Origin of the sequence: Nonomuraea africana, from assembly GCF_014873535.1 — a bacterium.
In the GTDB taxonomy this organism is placed as follows: Bacteria; Actinomycetota; Actinomycetes; order Streptosporangiales; family Streptosporangiaceae; genus Nonomuraea; species Nonomuraea africana.
Map to the genome: position 1 here is coordinate 3,301,326 of NZ_JADBEF010000001.1, position 16,697 is coordinate 3,318,022.

Sequence of the window (16,697 nt, forward strand, 5' to 3'; positions counted from 1 at the left end):
GGCATACCTTCCATGAGCACGACGACCGCCGATGAGGACTACCCGCTGGAGCGGGTGCCGGCCGGTGCCCGCTACCCCTGGTTCAACGTGGCCGTGCAGCGCTTCGGCCAGCTGTCCGACCTGACCCAGTTCCTGCTCGGCGCCACGCTCGGCGCGGGCCTGTCGTTCTGGGGCGCGTTCTGGGCCTTCACGCTCGGCTCGGTGATCCTCGAGATCGTCTGCATCTTCGTCGGCATCGCCGGCATGCGCGAGGGCCTGTCGACGTCGGTCCTGGCCAGGTGGACCGGGTTCGGCCGCTACGGCTCCACGCTGATCGGCGTCATCATCACGCTCAGCCTCTTCGGCTGGTTCGGCGTGCAGACCGCCGTCTTCGCCGCGGGGCTGCACTCGATCATGAGCTGGCTCCCCCTCTGGACCTGGTCCCTGATCGCCGGACTGGGCGTGACCGCGCTGGTCATCCGCGGCTTCAAGGCCATGGGCATGACCGCGTTCATCACCGTGCCCGCCTTCCTCGGCCTGGCCGGCTGGGCGATGTGGGTGGAGATCTCCCGCCACGACCTGGGCGCGCTGGTCGCCTCGCCGCCGTTCGGCGAGCCCATCTCGATCGCCACCGGCGCCACGATCGTGGCGGGCTCCTACATCATCGGCGCGGTCACCACGCCCGACATGACCCGCTTCAACCGCAATACTGGGGACGTGATCAAGCAGACGCTGGTGGGCATCTCGCTCGGCGAGTACGTCCTCGGCCTGGCCGGCGTGCTGCTGGCCTACGCGGTGAAGTCCTCCGACGTCATCGCGATCATCACCGCCTCCTCCGGCGTGGTCGGCGTCATTGTGCTGATCTCGGCCACCGTCAAGATCAACAACTGGAACCTGTACTCCTCCTCGCTCGGCCTGCTCAACGCCGTCGAGTCCACGACCGGCGTCAAGCTCAACCGGGTCGCCGTCACCGTGGGGATCGGGGTTCTCGGCAGCGTTCTGGCCGCGATGGGCATCCTCGAGCGGTTCACCGACTTCCTGCTCATCCTCGGCGTCATCACCCCGCCGATCGCGGGGATCATGGTGGCCGAGTACTTCGTGGTCAAGCGCTGGCGGCCGGTCCTCGACGCCTCCCGCGAGCGGGGCGAACTCCCCTCGACCGAGCCCGGCTGGGTGCCCGCGACACTCGTCGTCTGGGCGGCGGCCGCGCTGGTCGGCTGGCTGAGCGAGCACTACCAGTGGGTCGGCATCCCCGCGCTCAACTCCCTCCTGCTCGCAGGTCTGGCCTACATCGTCGCGGGCAGGCTCGGCCTGGTCCGGGGCACCCGCGAACTCGTCACCATCTGAAGGATCTCCCCCTATGCGCATCGGCATCGACGTGGGCGGCACCAACACCGACGCCGCCCTCATCGGCGACGACGGCGAGGTTCTCGCCACCGTCAAGTCCCCCACCACCGAGGACGTCACCAGCGGCGTCGCCGCGGCCCTCGCCGGCCTCGGCGCCACCCAGGTGTCCGCGGTAATGATCGGCACGACGCACTTCGTCAACGCCCTGGTCGAGGCGGCCCGCCTGGAGCCCGTCGCCGCCGTACGGCTCGGCCTGCCGGCCACGGCCGCGCTGCCGCCCATGGTCGACTGGCCCGAGCGGCTGAGGGCGGTCGTCGAGGGCGCGTCCTACCTGTGCCACGGCGGCCACGAGTACGACGGCACCCCCATCTCCGAGCTCGACCCCGAGGAGCTGCGCCGGGTAGCGGCCGACATCAGGGCGCGCGGGCTGCGCTCGGTCGCGATCTCCTCGGTCTTCTCCCCCGTCAACGACTCCGCCGAGCGGCGCGCCGCCGAGATCCTCGCCGCCGAACTCGGCCCAGAGGCGCACCTGTCCCTCTCCGGCGAGATCGGCCGCGTCGGCCTGCTGGCCAGGGAGAACGCCACGATCGTGAACGCCGCGCTGCGCCCGCTGGCCGAGCGCACGGTGGCCGCCTTCAGCCAGGCGCTCACGGTGGCCGGCATCGACGCGCCGCTGTTCCTGTCGCAGAACGACGGCACGCTCATGGACGTCTCCCGGGCCATGCGTTACCCGGTGGCCACGTTCGCCTCGGGACCGACCAACTCCATGCGCGGCGCCGCCTACCTGTCGGGGCTGACCGACTGCGCCGTCGTCGACATCGGCGGCACCACCACCGACGTCGGCATCCTGGCCGGTGGCTTCCCCCGTGAGGCGTCCGGCGAGGCGATGGTCGCCGAGGTGCGCACCAACTTCCGCATCCCCGACGTGCTGTCGATCGGCATCGGCGGCGGCTCGCTGGTCGCCGAGGACGGCTCGGTGGGACCGCGCAGCGTGGGCTTCCGCCTGCCCGACGAGGCGCTGGTCTTCGGCGGGAGCACGCTCACCGCCACCGACCTGGCGGTGGCGGCGGGGCAGGCCGACATCGGCGACCCCTCCCTCGTGGCGGGCGTCGACCCGGCGCGCTCCCTGAAGATCATCGCCGAGCGGGTGGCCGACGCCGTGGACCGCATGCGCACCTCCGCCGACCCGCTGCCGGTCGTGCTCGTGGGCGGCGGCAGCATCCTCATCACCGACCTGCCGGGCTTCGAGGACGTCCGCAGGCCCGACCACTACGCCGTGGCCAACGCGGTGGGAGCGGCCATCGCCCAGGTCGGCGGGGAGGTGGACAGGGTCTTCTCGGGGCCGCGCGACGCCATTCTCGCCGAGGCCAAGGCCGAGGCCGTCGCCCGCGCCGAGCGGGCGGGCGCGCGCACCGGCAGCGTGCGCGTCGCCGACGTGGAGGAGGTCCCGCTGGCCTACCTTCCCGGCGACGCGACCCGCATCAGGGTGAAGGCCGTCGGCGACCTCGACTTGGAGAAGATCAATGCGTGAGATCGGCATCGACCAGCTGGACGACATGGCCAGGGGCGCAGGCATCCTCGGCACCGGTGGCGGCGGCGACCCCTACGTCGGCAAGCTGCTGGCCAGGGAGGCCATCCGCCGCCACGGCCCGGTGACCCTCTACGACATCGCCGAGGTGCCCGCCGACGCGACCGTGGTGCCCATCTCGGGGATGGGCGCCCCGACCGTGCTGCTGGAGAAGCTGCCGGCCGGCACCGAGGAGCTGGCCGCGCTGCGGGCGCTGGAGGCGGTGCTCGGCCGCAAGGCGACGCACATCGTCCCGATCGAGATCGGCGGGGTGAACTCGATGATCCCCATCGCCGCCGCCGCCCAGGCGGGGCTGCCGCTCGTGGACGGCGACGCCATGGGCCGCGCCTTCCCCGAGGCGCAGATGGTGCTGCCCACACTCATCGGAGTGTCGAACACGCCCATGGCCATGGCCGACGACAAGGGCAACACCCTCGTCGTGGACGCGATCTCCAACCACTGGGCCGAACGGCTGGGCAGGGCGGCCTGCGTCCAGATGGGCTGCCAGGTCTCCTGCGCCGACACCGTGCTGCGCGGCGACCAGCTGGCCGACGGGCTCGTCCCCGCCACCCTGACGCTGGCCGAGGATCTCGGCCGGGCCGTACGGCAGGCCAGGGCCGCCCACGCCGACCCCGTGGCCGCGGCGACGTCCGTGCTCGGCGGCGTGACGCTGTTCACCGGCAAGGTCGTGGACGTCGAGCGCCGCACCACCGGCGGGTTCGCGCGCGGGAAGGCGCTGCTCGCGGGGGCGGACGGCTTCGAGCTCAGCTTCCAGAACGAGCACCTGCTGGCCCGCAGGGACGGCGAGATCGTCGCGACCACGCCCGACCTGATCTGCGTGCTCGACACCGACACCGGCGAGCCGGTGACCACCGAGTCCATGCGCTACGGCCTGCGCGTCACCGTCATCGGGGTGCCCTGCGACCCGCGCTGGACCACCCCGGCCGGCCTCGACCTGGCGGGGCCCAGGTACTTCGGTTACGACTGCGACTACCGGCCCCTGCCCGCCGCCTGACCCCGAGTCCCCCGCCGGGGGCCGCCGACGGGCGGGGGCGCGCCACCCTCAGACGTTGCGCCCCCGCCCCTCCCCCCTCCCGTTGACCCGGCCGGTTACCCTTCCTCCACATCGGGCCGCGTCCGCACCGTGGACGAAATATTTGTCAGGACATTCTGACCTCGGTAGCCTGATCACATGACCGCGAACCTGGCGATCGACCTGGACCGCTCCAGTCCCGTCCCGCTGTACTTCCAGGTGGCCGAGCAGATCGCCGAAGCGATCAGGCGAGGCGACCTCGCCCCCGGCTCCAGGCTCGACAACGAGATCCTGCTCGCCGACCGGCTCGGGCTGTCCAGGCCGACCATCCGCCAGGCCATCCAGTACCTCGTCGACAAGGGCCTGCTGGTGCGCAAGCGCGGCGTCGGCACCCAGGTCGTCCACGGCCAGGTCAAGCGCTCGGTCGAGCTCACCAGCCTCTACGACGACCTGCGCCGCGCCGGGCAGGAGCCCGCCACCCAGGTCCTCGCGCTCGAGCCGCGCCCCGTCGACGAGCAGGTCGCCCAGGTGCTCGGCCTCTCTCCCGGCGACGACGCCCTCTACCTCGAGCGGCTGCGCTTCGCCTCGGGCGAGCCGCTCGCCCTGCTGCACAACTGGCTGCCCCTCGGCCTGGCCCCGCTCACCTCGGAGGGCCTCCAGGGCCGGGGCCTGTACGAGCTGCTGCGCGCCGCGGGCGTGCGCATGAGGGTCGCCAACCAGCGCATCGGCGCCCGCGCCGCCTCGGCCACCGAGGCCAGGCTGCTCGACGAGCGCAGGGGCGCCCCGCTGCTCACCATGATCCGCACCACCTACGACGACCAGGGCAGGGCCGTCGAGCACGGCTCACACATCTACCGGGCTTCGCACTACTCTCTCGAGGTCACCCTCATCGAACGCTGAGGCCCTGCTCGCCTTCCTCTTCAGGTACCAGGTGGTGCCCAGCCCGAACAGCACGGCCGCCGCCAGCCCCACCCACGAGAAGCCCTTCAGCCACTTCTCGGCGACGATGCCCAGGTAGTAGATCACCGCCGTGGTGCCGCCCGCCCAGACGATGCCGCCGAGCACGTTGGCGACCAGGAACTTCCAGTACGGCATGCGCAACGCCCCCGCCAGCGGCCCCGCCAGGATGCGCAGCAGCGCGACGAATCGCCCGAAGAACACCGTCCACATGCCGTAGCGGTGGAAGTAGTGCTCCGCCTTGGCGATGTGGTGCGGCCCGAAGTGCTTGGGAAACCTCCGGCCCAGGCGGTCGAAGAGGGGCTTGCCGCCCCGCCTGCCGATGGCGTAGCCGATCGAGTCACCGACGATCGCCCCCACACTCGCGCACACGCCCACCCAGACCGGACTCACCACGCCCTTGGCCGACAACAGGGCGGAGCTGACCAGGACGATCTCGCCGGGCAGCGGGATGCCCAGACTCTCCAAGCCGATGACCAACCCGACCAGAGCGCAGATCCAGAGCGGCGGGATCGCCTGCAGCCATTCCTCGATATGCATCCGGACACCTTAGCGCCGGCAACCAGCCAAAAGAGGAGAGACACCTGACCGGCGAAGCGACCTCTTTACACGCCGCCATCGAGGCCGCCGAGGGCATGTGGTCGAAGTTCGGCCTGCTCCACCGGCGCCCCACCGGCGGCTAGAGCTGCCTGATCGCCGCCTGGGCGGCGTCCCTCAGCTGCCCGTGCAGCAGCGCGTTCGGCTCCCTGTCGGTCCTGACCTCCACGATCCGCAGCCCCTCGCCCCTGACCGCCTTGGGCAGGTCGGTGATGTCCTCCACCAGCCGGTACGGCGTGCCCGTCGAGGCCGCCACGTACCCGAGATCCACCCCGTGCGGCGTGCCGAAGACCCGCTCGAACGGATCACGGATCGCCGCCTGCGGCAGCAGCGAGAAGATCCCGCCGCCGTCGTTGTTGACGACCACGAGGCACAGGTCGGGCCGCGGCTCCCTCGGCCCGAGGATCAGCCCGTTCTGGTCGTGCAGGAACGTCAGGTCGCCGAGCAGCGCGTAGGAGGGCCCGTTGTGCGCCAGCGCCGCCCCCATCGCGGTCGACACCAGCCCGTCGATGCCCGACACGCCCCTGTTGGCCAGCAGCCGCAGCCCGCGCCTCGGCCGCATCGCCTGGTCGAGGTCCCTGATCGGCATCGAGGACCCGCAGAACAGCAGCGCCCCGTTGGGCAGCGAGTCGGCCAGGTCGCGGGCGACGCGCGGCTCGCTCATCCCGCTGGAGTCGAGCAGCTCGTCGATCGCCGCCCTCGCCGCCGCGTCGGCCCGCCGCCACGAGTGCAGCCACGCGTCGTCGCCCGCCGCCACGGGGATCTCCACCGCCTGCGCCACCTGGGTCGCCGAGCGCGTCGGGTCGGGCCAGCGCGACAGGTCGGTGGAGACGACGATGTGCTCCTGCGCCCTCCGCAGCCATGACAGCAGCGAGCGCGACAACCCGGGACGGCCGAGCGTGACCACGACGTCGGGCTGGTGGGCGTCGGCGAAGGAGGGTGTGCCGAGCAGGAAGTGGTAGGTGGAGATGGCGTGGTCGCCGTACCTGCCCCCGCCGTTGGGCTCCGACAGCACCGGCCAGCCCGCCATGCCCGCGGCGGCCACGTAGCGGCGCACGTTCGCCGCGCCGTCGCCGACCACCAGCACCCCGCGCCTGGTCGGCGGCAGGTGCAGGGCGACGGGCGGCGGCGCCACCCGGGCGCGCACCCACGGCCCCGAGGCGTCGCCGTCGAGCGACTCCACCCACGAGGAGTCGCCGTCGGGAATGAGCGGCTCCCTGAAGGCCAGGTTGAGGTGGACAGGGCCGGGATCGGACGGGCCGAGGGCCCGCTGGTAGGCGCGGCAGGCCAGCGAGCGCCAGTAGGCCACCTGCCCCGGCCGCTCCTCCGGCACCCCGACCTCGGCGAACCACCTGGCCGACCCGCCGAACACCTTCAGCTGGTCGATGGTCTGGTTGGCGCCGGTGCCGCGCAGCTCGGGCGGCCGGTCGGCGGTCAGCACCAGCAGCGGCACCCCCGACTCGCTCGCCTCGATCACGGCCGGGTGGAAGTTGGCCACGGCCGTGCCCGAGGAGCAGATCAGCGCCACGGGCCGCTCGGAGCGGCGGGCCAGGCCGAGCGCCAGGTAGGAGGCCGAACGCTCGTCGATGCGCACGTGCAGCCGCACCCGCGACTCGGCGTGCAGGGCCAGCGCCAGCGGGGCCGAGCGGGAGCCTGGCGCCATCACCACGTCGGTCAGGCCACTGCGGACCAGCTCGTCGACCAGGACCGTCGCGAGCGCCGTAGCCGGGTTCACAGGTCCGCCTCCCGCATCCGCCGCAGCCAGGACGGCGACTCGATCTCGAACTCCGACAACAGCGCAGCGTCCACCGCAGGGCGATCCACTGGCAAGAACCCGTCGACGGGCGTCAGTGAGGGACTCGCCACATCCCCCGACAGCAGCGACATCGTCCCGAGACCGCAGGCGTAGGGCAGCGAGGGCAGGCAGGCCGCCAGCGCGACCCCGGCCGCCAGCCCCACCGACGTCTCCACCGCGCTGGAGACCACCGCGGGCAGCCCGCACGCCTCCACCACCCGCAGCGCGGCCCGCACCCCGCCGAGCGGCTGCACCTTCACCACCGCGATGTCGGCCGCCTCGGCCGCCCTGACCTTCAGCGGATCCTCGGCCCGCCTGATCGACTCGTCGGCCGCGATCGGCACCTCGACCGCCCGCCGTACCGCGGCCAGCTCCTCGAGCGTGGCGCACGGCTGCTCGGCGTACTCCAGGCCGAAGGCGTCGAGCTCCTTCAGGCGGCGCACCGCGGTGGAGACGTCCCACGCGCCGTTGACGTCCACGCGCAGCCGGCCCGAGGGCCCGAGCGCGTCGCGGACCGCCTCGACCCTGGCCAGGTCGTCGGCGAAGGTCTGGCCCCGCTCGGCCACCTTGACCTTCGCGGTGCCGCAGCCCGAGCGCCGGACGATCTCGTGCGCCTGCTCGGGCCCGACCGCCGGGACCGTCGCGTTGACGGGAACGCGCGCGCGCACCGGGGCGGGCCAGCCGTCGAAGGCGGCCTCGCGGGCGCAGGCCAGCCAGCGCGCGCACTCGCGCGGGCCGTACTCGGGAAAGGGGGAGAACTCGCCCCACCCGGCGGGCCCCTCGATCAGGACGCCCTCGCGAACCGTCTGGCCGCGGAATCGGGTGCGCATCGGGATCCGGAAGACCCGTGGCCCAGAACCCATCAACGCACCTTTCCAAGGACCACCGTCTGTCGGCACTAACCTTACGAGCATGTGGAGGAACCCGTCGCATCCGGACCGCCCGTTGCGGGCGCTGGTTCTGCCCCCGGGACCGCGGCTTTTCGCGGCGATCGAGGCCGCGCTGTCCGGCGAGGGACCCGCCGTCCTCCCCCTGTCTCCCGACCACTCCGAGGTCGCGCTGCGGACGCTGCGCCCGACGGAGATCGAGACCCCCGAAGGCGTACGGCAGGCCGGCGGCCCGGGCGTCCCCGGCGACGTCGCCGTCGTCATCGCCACCTCTGGCAGCACGGGCACCCCCAAGGGCGTCATGCTGACCGCCGCCGCGCTCAGGACCTCGGCCGCCTCCTCCCTGCGCCGTCTCGAGGCCTCCCCCGGCGACCGCTGGCTGTGCTGCCTGCCGCCCTCCCACGTCTCGGGCCTGCAGGTGCTGGTCAGGTCGCTGCTCAGCGGCACCGACCCGATCATCCACGAGCGTTTCGACCCCGCCGCCGTCGCCGTCTCCGGCGCCGAGCACGTCTCCCTGGTCCCCACCCAGCTGCACCGCCTCATGGAGCGCGGCGCCGATCTGAGCGTCTTCCGCACCATCCTGCTCGGCGGCGCCGCGGCCAGGCCCGGCCTGCTGGAGGCCGCGAGGGAGGCGGGGGCGAAGATCGTCACCACGTACGGCAGCAGCGAGACCAGCGGCGGCTGCGTGTACGACGGCCGCCCCCTTTACAATGTAGATCTCAAGATTCGCGACGACGGCCGGATCCTCGTCTCCGGGCCCGTCCTGTTCTCCGGCTATCGCTTCGGCGCGGCCGGGGCGCCCCTGGAGGGCGGCTGGTTCGTCACCTCCGACCTGGGCTCGATCGAGAGCGGCAGGCTCACGGTGCTCGGCCGCGCCGACGACGTCATCAACACCGGCGGCGAGAAGGTGGTGGCCGCCTCCGTCGCCGCGGTGCTCGCCCGCCACCCCGAGATCGCCGATGTGGCCGTCGTGGGCCGTCCCCATCCCGAATGGGGCGAGGCCGTGGTCGCCGTGATCGTCCCGCGGGATCCCGCCACCGTGCCGACCCTCGACCAGCTGCGCGCCTACTCCCGAGACCGGCTGCCCGCCTACGCCGCCCCGCGCGAACTGCGGCTCTTGTCCGCACTTCCACTGCTGCCGAATGGTAAAACCGATCTCGCCGCCCTTCGGACCGGAACCTGAGGCCCGCCGGATGCGTCTTATAGGAGCAGCTGGAAGTTAGGAGCCCTTCATGAACCAACCCCGCAAGATGTGGGTGTCCGCGGCGGCTGTCGGCGTGATCGTCGTCGGCGGCGTCTCCGTCGCGGCGGCCGCTTCGGCGGGCAGGCTCGAGAAGGTGAGTCAGGAGACGAAAGTCGTGGTCACCCCGACACCGTCCAGCCGGCCCGCGGAAGGACAGGAACCAGACGAGGTCGTTTCCCACGAGGTCGGCCAGGACCCGCAGGAAGCCGCCGACTACTGGACGGAGACCCGCATGGAGGAGGCCGAACCGATGCCCATGCCGGAGGTGAACGGCCAGCTCAACGACGTGGACGACTAGGGCGTCCATGCTCTTGGGGCGGCCGCCGAATCCGGCGGGCCGCCCCTTTTTTCATCTGGCACGGGAACAAAATGCGGCAGATGACGTTATTGATACTGGTGCGCCGAGCGGCCGACGCCGCCCCACCACAAACTTTCGACTGACTGCGACTCCGTATGGAGGAGGTGTCCTCATGCCCCGAACCGCCGTGGCGACCTCGCCTGCCACCCTCGACCAGCTCCTTGACCGAGGGCGAGCTCAGGGTCACCTTTCCCTCGCGGAGCTGCGGGAGGCTTTTGCCGTAGCCGGGATCAGCCCCACCGAGGGACGTTCGATCCTGCGCGAGCTCACCGAGGCCGGGGTGAGCCTCGCCGCCGAGAACGAGCCCTCGCTCGGCAAGAAGGTCCCGGCCCCGAAGAAGGCGACCACCACGCGCAAGAAGACCGCTGCCACCAAGACCACCGGCAGCAAGACCACCGGCACCAAGACCGCCGCCAAGAGCGCCGCCGCCGCGACCGCCACGGCCGGCACCGCCGAGGCGGCCACGAAGACCGCCGACGAGGCCGCGCCGGTCGAGCAGGCCGACCAGCCCGCTCCCGACGAGGTCGACGCCCCCGAGGACCTCCAGCTGAACGCCGAGGACGCCGAGCTCGAGCAGGAGCAGGAGCAGCTCGACCTCGACGACAACCAGTCGGTGATGGGCGACTCCGTCCACACCTACCTCAAGTCGATCGGCCGCCGCACGCTGCTGACCGCCGCCCAGGAGGTCGACCTCGCCAGGCGGATCGAGGCGGGCCTGTACGCCGAGTACAAGCTCGACAGCGAGCCTGACCTCACCCCGGCCCGGCGCGCCGACCTGGAGATGGTGGTCGAGGACGGCAGGCGGGCCAAGGACCACATGCTCGAGGCCAACCTGCGCCTGGTCGTCTCGGTGGCCAAGAAGTACACCGACCGCGGCATGGCCCTGCTCGACGTCGTGCAGGAGGGCAACCTCGGCCTCATCCGCGCGGTGGAGAAGTTCGACTACACCAAGGGCTTCAAGTTCTCGACGTATGCGATGTGGTGGATCAGGCAGGCCATCCAGCGTGGCTTCGCCGACTCGGCCCGCACGATCAGGCTGCCCGTCCACGTGCTGGAGATGCTGTCGAAGCTGTCGCGCATCGAGCGTGACATGCACCAGCGCCTCGGCCGTGAGCCCACGCCCGAGGAGCTGGCCGTCGAGCTCGACAAGACGCCCGACCAGATCGAGGAGCTGCTGCGCACCAGCCGCCAGCCCATCTCGCTCAACGCCACGATCGGCGAGGACGGCGAGACCACGATCGGCGATCTGATCGAGGACGTCGACTCCCCCGAGGCGTCGGAGATCGTCGACCGCCAGCTGCTGGGCGACCAGCTGCGCGGCGTGCTCGACAACCTCTCGCCGCGCGAGGCGCGCATCATGGCACTGCGCTTCGGCCTGGTGGACGGCAAGCCGCACACCCTCGACGAGATCGGCAAGCACCTCGGTCTCACCCGTGAGCGGATCCGCCAACTGGAGAAGGAGTCCCTCTCCAAGCTGCGCCACCCGAGCAACACCCGCCCGCTGCTCGACTGGGCGAGCTGACGAAGAGCCCCGGCCACGGCCGGGGCTCTTCGCGTTCAGTCGCCGGGCACGGGGTCGGGCAGGGTCCACCGCTCGCCCCTGCGCGGATGCAGGTAGAAGCGGTAGTAGAGCAGGCCGAGCCCCAGGATCGCCACCGTCACGCCCAGCGGCACCCAGTCCGAGACGATCGTCTCGTACGCCACGTAGGCCATCGCCGCGAGCACCGCGACCGGCGCGAGCGGCCACAGCGGCATCCGGTAGGCCGCGCGATCGGTCAGTCCTCTGGCCCTGCCGACCAGGGCGGCCAGCGCGACCACGGCGTAGACCACCACCAGGTTGGCCCCCGTTGCGATGATCAGCGCGTCGAGCGGCACGAACACCGCCGCTACCACCGCCAGCGCGCCCATCACCAGCGTCGCCGCCACCGGCGTCCGCAGCCCGGGATGCACCCTGGCCAGCGGCCGGCCGATCACGTCGGGCCACGAGCCGTCCCTGGCCGCCGAGTACAGCAGCCGGCCCGCCTGGATCATGATGGCGATGACCGCGTTCACGATGGCCAGCGCGATCGCCAGGCTGACCACGGTGTCGACGACCCGGCCGCCACGGGAGAGCAGGAAGTGGCTCATCGGCGCGTCCGAGGCCAGCAGGCCGGCGAGATCAGGCGTGCCGAGGAGCACCGCGACCACGGGCACCAGTTCGGCGGTGACGGTGACGGCGAGGGAGAACATGATCGCCCTGCCGATGGTCCGGCCCGCCTGCCTGGTCTCCTCGGCGAAGTAGACCGCCGTGCCGTACCCGTTGTAGGCGAACAGCGCGGTGGCGGTGTAGGTGGCGATGAGGCCCCACGAGGCGGCCTCCAGGCCGCTCGGGCCCGTGGTCTGCGGGGTCCACAGCACCGACAGCGGCTGCTCCACGTGGGCGAACCCGAGGACGGCGAGCACCACCAGCGCCAGCAGCTCCAGCAGCAGGAACAGGCCGGTCAGCCAGGCGTTGGCCCGGATGTTCAGGACCGCGACGAGCGTGGCCAGCACGACCACCGCGACACCCACCCAGGTGCCCGACAGGGCCTGCCAGACCAGGCCGAGGTAGTCGCCGGTGCCAAGGGCGATCACCGCGACGATCAGCACGTTGCCCACCATGCTCAGGGCGAACATGGCGAACCCGAGGGGCCTGCCGAGGACGCGGGCGGCGAAGGCGTACTCGCCGCCCGTCACGGGATAGGCGCTGGACAGTTCCGCGTAACAGAAGGCCATGAAGACGCCCACCAGGGCGCCCAGGGCCAGCGCGACGGCGGAGGCGCCGCCGATTCCGGCGATGATGGCGGGGACGATGATGAACACGCTCGAGGCCGGGGTCACCGACGAGAGCGTGATGAGCACGTTCTCCTTGAAGGTCAGCGAGCGGGAGAGATCCTGGGCGTACGTGGGGGGCGCGGCCATGTGACATCCCTGATGCCGAGGTGAGTTCTTTGGCACGTCAGCCAAAATCATCACTATGCCGCATGTCAAGGCCCTTGCCACATTTGGCCAGGATGCCAAAGAATGGGGATGTGGCCAGACCGAGAAACCAGGCGGCGCGACGCGAGCAGCTCGTCGCCGCCGCGACCAGAGCCGTGCGCAGGCACGGCCTGCACCAGGTGCGTGTGGCGGACATCGCCGACGAGGCGGGCGTGGCCAGGGGCTCGGTGCACTACTACTTCCGCGATCTCGACGAGCTGCTGCGCAGCGTCTACCAGCAGGCCGGCGAGCGCTTCTACACCGCGAGGATGACGGCGGCGGCCGCGCTGCCCGACGCGCGGGACAAGCTGGTGGAGTCGATCGAGCACGGCCTGCCGGACGGCCCCGACGACGAGCTGGCGGTGGTCCTCTACGAGTTCTCGATGGTCAGGGACGACCCCGTCTTCAGCGCGCTGTCGCAGAGCCTGTATGACAGACAGGTGGCGATGTACGCGGCCATCCTGGAGGTCGGCGCGAGCCAGGGCCACTTCACCATGGCCGCGCCGGTCCTCGACGTGGCCGCCAACCTCGTCGCCCTCGAGGACGCCTACGGCCTGCACATCGTCAGCCGCAACGCCTCGCTCCCCCGCGAACGCACCCTCGACCTGCTGCTGAGCTACGCACGCATCGCGACCCGATGCGAAGACCTGAGGAGATCCGGATGAGAGCCCGCGACCTGCCGATCACCCTGGACGGTCGTCCAGGGCGCTGGAACGCGATCACCGACGTGCCCGGCGTCGAGGTCGGCTACGTGACGCTGACCGAGAGCGGCGCCCGCACCGGCGTGACCGCGATCCTGCCGAGGGGCAGGGCGGCCGTCGGCGTGCCGTGCGCCGCGGCCAGTCACTCGTTCAACGGCAACGGCGAGATGACCGGCACCACGTGGATCGAGGAGATCGGCGCGCTGACCCTGCCCGTCATGATCACCAACACGCACGCGGTGGGCACCGTGCACCGAGGCGTGGTCGACTGGGTGGCCGACCGCCATCCGGCGCTGGCCGCCCAGTGGCTGCTGCCCGTGGTCGCCGAGACCTGGGACGGCTATCTCAACGACATCAACGCCCCCCATGTCCGGCTCGAGCACGCCGCGCAGGCCATCGAGGCCGCCGCGACGGGCCCGGTGGCCGAGGGCAACGTCGGCGGCGGCACCGGCATGAACTGCTATGCGTACAAGGGCGGCTCGGGCACGGCCTCACGCCTGGTCGAGCACGGCTCCGACACCTACACCGTGGGCGTCTTCGCGCAGGCCAACTTCGGCAGCCGCCACGAGCTCACCATCGCGGGCCACAGGGTGGGCCACCGGCTGCTCGACGACAATCCGATGGAGACCACGAACTGGTTCGCCCCCTCGGGCGCGGGCTCGGTCATCGTCGTCGTGGCGACGGACGCGCCGCTGCTGCCCGGCCAGTGCAAGTCGCTGGCCCGGCGGGTGCCGATGGGCCTGGCCCGCACGGGCACCACGGGCAGCCACTTCTCCGGCGACATCTTCCTGGCCTTCTCCACGGCCAACGAGGGCGCCCTGACCAGCGGCTTCACCGTCGCGGACGACTACCAGAGCCTGCGTTTCGTGCCCTGGGGCCGGATGGACCCCTACTACACCGCCGTGGTGCAGGCGGTGGAGGAGGCCGTGCTCAACGCCCTCATGGGGGCGGAGGAGATGACCGGCAGGAACGGGCACCGCTCGCCCGCCCTGCCGGTCGCCACGCTCATCGAGCTGCTGGAACAGGACGGGGCAGGCGCGGGATCCCGGTGAGCCGGTTCTCCTCGCGCAGCGTGCGCAGCCGGTCGACCTCGGCGGTCCACATGGCGCCCTTGGGCGTCGCCTTGGCCCTGCGGCGGGCGAGCCTGTCGTCGTAGGCCTTCACGCCGAACGTCGCCCGCTGGCCCGCCTCGGCGGCGCGCAGCGCGTCGGTGAGCGCCTTGTCGAAGTGGAGGCCGGCGGCGCGCAGCTCCATCTCGGGAGCGCCCGCGGCGCGCAGCTCGCGCACCACCGCCTCGGCCTGCCTGGCCTTCGCGAGCAGCTCAGGGAAGCTCTTGGAGATCTCCTGGTCGGCGTGGAAGCGCACCTCGGCCTCACGGCTCACACGCGGACGGAAAAACGCCATCGGACAGCTCCCTTTCACTCGTTGCCAGCGGTAGCGTACGCGGTCCGCGGGTCGAACACCCACTCGGGGCGGACACGCCGGGGTGAAGAGGGTGACCGCCTTTACAAAGTATGGCAAGCTGATCTCCATGCCGGCCAAGCGACCGCCCGTCCCGCTGTCCCGCGAGCGCATCATCGACGCCGCACTCCACATCGCCGACGGCCAGGGCCTGCGCAGGCTGACCATGCGCAGGCTCGGCGACGCGCTCCAGGTGGAGGCCATGGCCATCTACCACCACCTGCCCCGCGGCAAGGAGGCGCTCATGGACGCGCTGGCCGAGCACGTCACCGCGATCCAGGTCGATCCGGCCACCACCTGGCAGGAGACGGCCAGGCTGTGGTGCAGGGCGCAGCGTGAGGCGCTCAGGGAGCATCCGGGGGTGCTCGCGCTCGCGCTGACCAAACCTCCGAAGGGGGCCACGGCCATCGCCATCATGGAGCAGACTGAGCAACTGACCGACGCGGGGCTCAGCGACGCCGCCGAGGCCGTCCGCACCCTGCGGGCCTTCGTCTTCGGCAGCGTCGCGGTGGAGGTCCAGCAGTCGGGGTGGGCCGATCCCGAACGCGACACCTGGACCCGTCGCGACGACAGGGCCGACGCCGACTTCGAACGCGGCATGGAGGCGATGCTGCGGGGGCTGGGCGGGTAATCGAGGGTTTACCACTCCGTCGGCGTGTCGAAGTTGGACCGTTATCTTGCATAAGGCACCCTGTGTCATAGGTCACACGATCCGAACCACCCGGGGATCCTCCTTGAATCGTCCTAACGGGCTATGTCGGAAACTGTGACGCACGCCGCACACTTGGCGCAGAATACGAAACAGCCCGAGCCGCTCCCCCCGCCACTTCCAGGCATGGGAGCCCACCCAAGAGATATCGGAGGCACGCCGATGTGCCCGCACGACCCGGCCTGTCCGGCTGCTGAGGCGCCCGACCGCGAGGCGGCACGCACCCTCGCGTCCCATCCCGAGCAGGGATGGAGCCTTCTGTGCAACGGTGTGGTCCTGTTCGAGGACACCGGGGAGCTGCTGCCCAGCGGTGACGTGATCGCCCCGCACCGGCCGCATCCCCTGGTCGGCGCAGCCTGAGCCCTCAGTAACGCCCCGCGAGCCAGTCGGCGACCACCTCGCCGACCTTCGCGGGGTCCTTCTTGAGATCGTGCCCCTCGCCCCGCAGCACAACCAGGCGTGCGGCGTCGGCGGCGTCGGGCACGCCGAAGGGATCCCGGTCCCCGTTCACCACCAGCACGTCGACCCCCGCGGCGCGCAGTTCGTCGGCGCGCGACTTCTCCGGCTTGCCCGGCGGGTGCAGCGGGAATGCCAGCGCCACCACCGCGTCGGCGCCCACCGCCCGAGCCGTACGGCAGGCCACCCTGGCCCCGTTGCTGCGGCCGCCCTGGACGATCGGGAGCCCGGGATGGCGCTCGCCCAGCTCCTTCAGCACCGCGATCCACGCCTCGTCCTGCCGCGCGGGCGAGCCGGGGGCCCTGGCCCCCGCCCTCCTGAACGGCTGCGTCACTCTGGCCACCGTGGCGCCCATCTCCAGCGCGGCCGCGCGGACGGCCAGCAGATCGGGCGCGTCGACCCCGCCCGCCGACCCGTGCGTGAGCACCAGCAGCAGCCTCGGCCCCGCGGCCACGTCGACCTCGGCCAGCGCCGCCCCCCGCGGCGTCATGATCTCCATTCGTCCACGGTAGCCGGGGCCGGCCGGTCCGCCCGCACCGCCCCGCGGACGGCGCTCCAAAGCCCGGCCTCCCGGAAAACACGGCCTCTCGGAAAACACGGATCTTGAGAA

The 16,697-nt window shown here is 71.7% G+C and carries 17 protein-coding genes; 11 read left to right on the forward strand and 6 right to left on the reverse strand.

Going from position 1 to position 16,697, the window contains the following annotated elements; translation table 11 throughout:
- Positions 1 to 12 precede the first annotated feature (12 nt).
- The 4 genes from H4W81_RS15645 to H4W81_RS15660 all read left to right on the forward strand — a co-directional run bounded on the left by H4W81_RS15645 (position 13) and on the right by H4W81_RS15660 (position 4,826).
- On the forward strand, positions 13 to 1,326 hold the full coding sequence (locus H4W81_RS15645; protein ID WP_192775475.1) for a purine-cytosine permease family protein: 1,314 nt from the start codon (positions 13 to 15) through the stop codon (positions 1,324 to 1,326).
- 13 nt (positions 1,327 to 1,339) lie between these two features.
- A complete protein-coding gene (locus tag H4W81_RS15650; RefSeq protein ID WP_192775476.1) occupies positions 1,340 to 2,857 on the forward strand; it encodes a hydantoinase/oxoprolinase N-terminal domain-containing protein in 1,518 nt (505 codons plus the stop codon).
- Entirely contained in the window at positions 2,850 to 3,908 is a 1,059-nt protein-coding gene (locus tag H4W81_RS15655; protein WP_192775477.1) for a DUF917 domain-containing protein, read from the forward strand. The genes H4W81_RS15650 and H4W81_RS15655 overlap by 8 nt, the downstream gene beginning before the upstream one ends.
- 177 nt (positions 3,909 to 4,085) lie before the next feature.
- The gene (locus H4W81_RS15660) at positions 4,086 to 4,826 is read left to right on the forward strand and encodes a GntR family transcriptional regulator (protein WP_192775478.1); all 741 of its coding nucleotides are present in this window, start codon (positions 4,086 to 4,088) and stop codon (positions 4,824 to 4,826) included.
- On the opposite strand, the gene H4W81_RS15665 is transcribed toward H4W81_RS15660, so the two are convergent.
- From H4W81_RS15665 to H4W81_RS15675, 3 genes are all read right to left on the reverse strand, one after another.
- A complete protein-coding gene (locus H4W81_RS15665; protein ID WP_192775479.1) occupies positions 4,770 to 5,423 on the reverse strand; it encodes a DedA family protein in 654 nt (217 codons plus the stop codon). The two genes, H4W81_RS15660 and H4W81_RS15665, sit on opposite strands and share 57 nt — an antisense overlap.
- Before the next feature lie 139 nt (positions 5,424 to 5,562).
- Positions 5,563 to 7,215 carry a 2-succinyl-5-enolpyruvyl-6-hydroxy-3-cyclohexene-1-carboxylic-acid synthase gene (menD, locus tag H4W81_RS15670; RefSeq protein WP_192775480.1) on the reverse strand — a complete coding sequence of 551 codons (1,653 nt, stop codon included), beginning with the start codon at positions 7,213 to 7,215 and terminating at the stop codon, positions 5,563 to 5,565.
- On the reverse strand, positions 7,212 to 8,138 hold the full coding sequence (locus H4W81_RS15675) for an o-succinylbenzoate synthase (protein ID WP_192775481.1): 927 nt from the start codon (positions 8,136 to 8,138) through the stop codon (positions 7,212 to 7,214). Before H4W81_RS15675 ends, menD begins: the two co-directional genes overlap by 4 nt.
- 49 nt (positions 8,139 to 8,187) lie before the next feature.
- Here H4W81_RS15675 and H4W81_RS15680 point away from each other — a divergent pair, with 49 nt between their 5' ends.
- The 3 genes from H4W81_RS15680 to H4W81_RS47245 all read left to right on the forward strand — a co-directional run bounded on the left by H4W81_RS15680 (position 8,188) and on the right by H4W81_RS47245 (position 11,285).
- On the forward strand, positions 8,188 to 9,345 hold the full coding sequence (locus H4W81_RS15680) for an AMP-binding protein (RefSeq protein WP_192775482.1): 1,158 nt from the start codon (positions 8,188 to 8,190) through the stop codon (positions 9,343 to 9,345).
- 49 nt (positions 9,346 to 9,394) lie between these two features.
- Positions 9,395 to 9,703 carry a hypothetical protein gene (locus H4W81_RS15685; RefSeq protein ID WP_192775483.1) on the forward strand — a complete coding sequence of 103 codons (309 nt, stop codon included), beginning with the start codon at positions 9,395 to 9,397 and terminating at the stop codon, positions 9,701 to 9,703.
- 172 nt (positions 9,704 to 9,875) lie between these two features.
- Positions 9,876 to 11,285: an RNA polymerase sigma factor gene (locus H4W81_RS47245; protein WP_225958644.1), complete on the forward strand. Its 1,410-nt coding sequence runs from the start codon at positions 9,876 to 9,878 to the stop codon at positions 11,283 to 11,285.
- 35 nt (positions 11,286 to 11,320) lie between these two features.
- Here the strand turns inward: H4W81_RS47245 and H4W81_RS15695 are convergent, their stop codons facing one another.
- A complete protein-coding gene (locus H4W81_RS15695; RefSeq protein WP_192775484.1) occupies positions 11,321 to 12,703 on the reverse strand; it encodes an APC family permease in 1,383 nt (460 codons plus the stop codon).
- 110 nt (positions 12,704 to 12,813) lie between these two features.
- Between H4W81_RS15695 and H4W81_RS15700 the strand changes: the two genes are divergently transcribed.
- On the forward strand, positions 12,814 to 13,425 hold the full coding sequence (locus H4W81_RS15700) for a TetR/AcrR family transcriptional regulator (RefSeq protein WP_192775485.1): 612 nt from the start codon (positions 12,814 to 12,816) through the stop codon (positions 13,423 to 13,425).
- Positions 13,422 to 14,513 carry a DmpA family aminopeptidase gene (locus H4W81_RS15705; protein ID WP_192775486.1) on the forward strand — a complete coding sequence of 364 codons (1,092 nt, stop codon included), beginning with the start codon at positions 13,422 to 13,424 and terminating at the stop codon, positions 14,511 to 14,513. The genes H4W81_RS15700 and H4W81_RS15705 overlap by 4 nt, the downstream gene beginning before the upstream one ends.
- Here the strand turns inward: H4W81_RS15705 and H4W81_RS15710 are convergent.
- On the reverse strand, positions 14,467 to 14,865 hold the full coding sequence (locus H4W81_RS15710; protein ID WP_192775487.1) for a hypothetical protein: 399 nt from the start codon (positions 14,863 to 14,865) through the stop codon (positions 14,467 to 14,469). The two genes, H4W81_RS15705 and H4W81_RS15710, sit on opposite strands and share 47 nt — an antisense overlap.
- A gap of 127 nt (positions 14,866 to 14,992) precedes the next feature.
- On the opposite strand from H4W81_RS15710, the gene H4W81_RS15715 reads away from it, so the two are divergent.
- Together H4W81_RS15715 and H4W81_RS15720 are read left to right on the forward strand one after the other, a co-directional pair.
- A complete protein-coding gene (locus tag H4W81_RS15715) occupies positions 14,993 to 15,553 on the forward strand; it encodes a TetR/AcrR family transcriptional regulator C-terminal domain-containing protein (RefSeq protein ID WP_192775488.1) in 561 nt (186 codons plus the stop codon).
- Between the two features lie 240 nt (positions 15,554 to 15,793).
- Positions 15,794 to 15,991: a DUF5999 family protein gene (locus H4W81_RS15720; RefSeq protein ID WP_192775489.1), complete on the forward strand. Its 198-nt coding sequence runs from the start codon at positions 15,794 to 15,796 to the stop codon at positions 15,989 to 15,991.
- Between the two features lie 4 nt (positions 15,992 to 15,995).
- Here the strand turns inward: H4W81_RS15720 and H4W81_RS15725 are convergent, their stop codons facing one another.
- Positions 15,996 to 16,586, reverse strand: coding sequence for an alpha/beta hydrolase family protein (locus tag H4W81_RS15725; RefSeq protein ID WP_192775490.1), 591 nt, complete (start codon positions 16,584 to 16,586; stop codon positions 15,996 to 15,998).
- Positions 16,587 to 16,697: the final 111 nt, after the last annotated feature.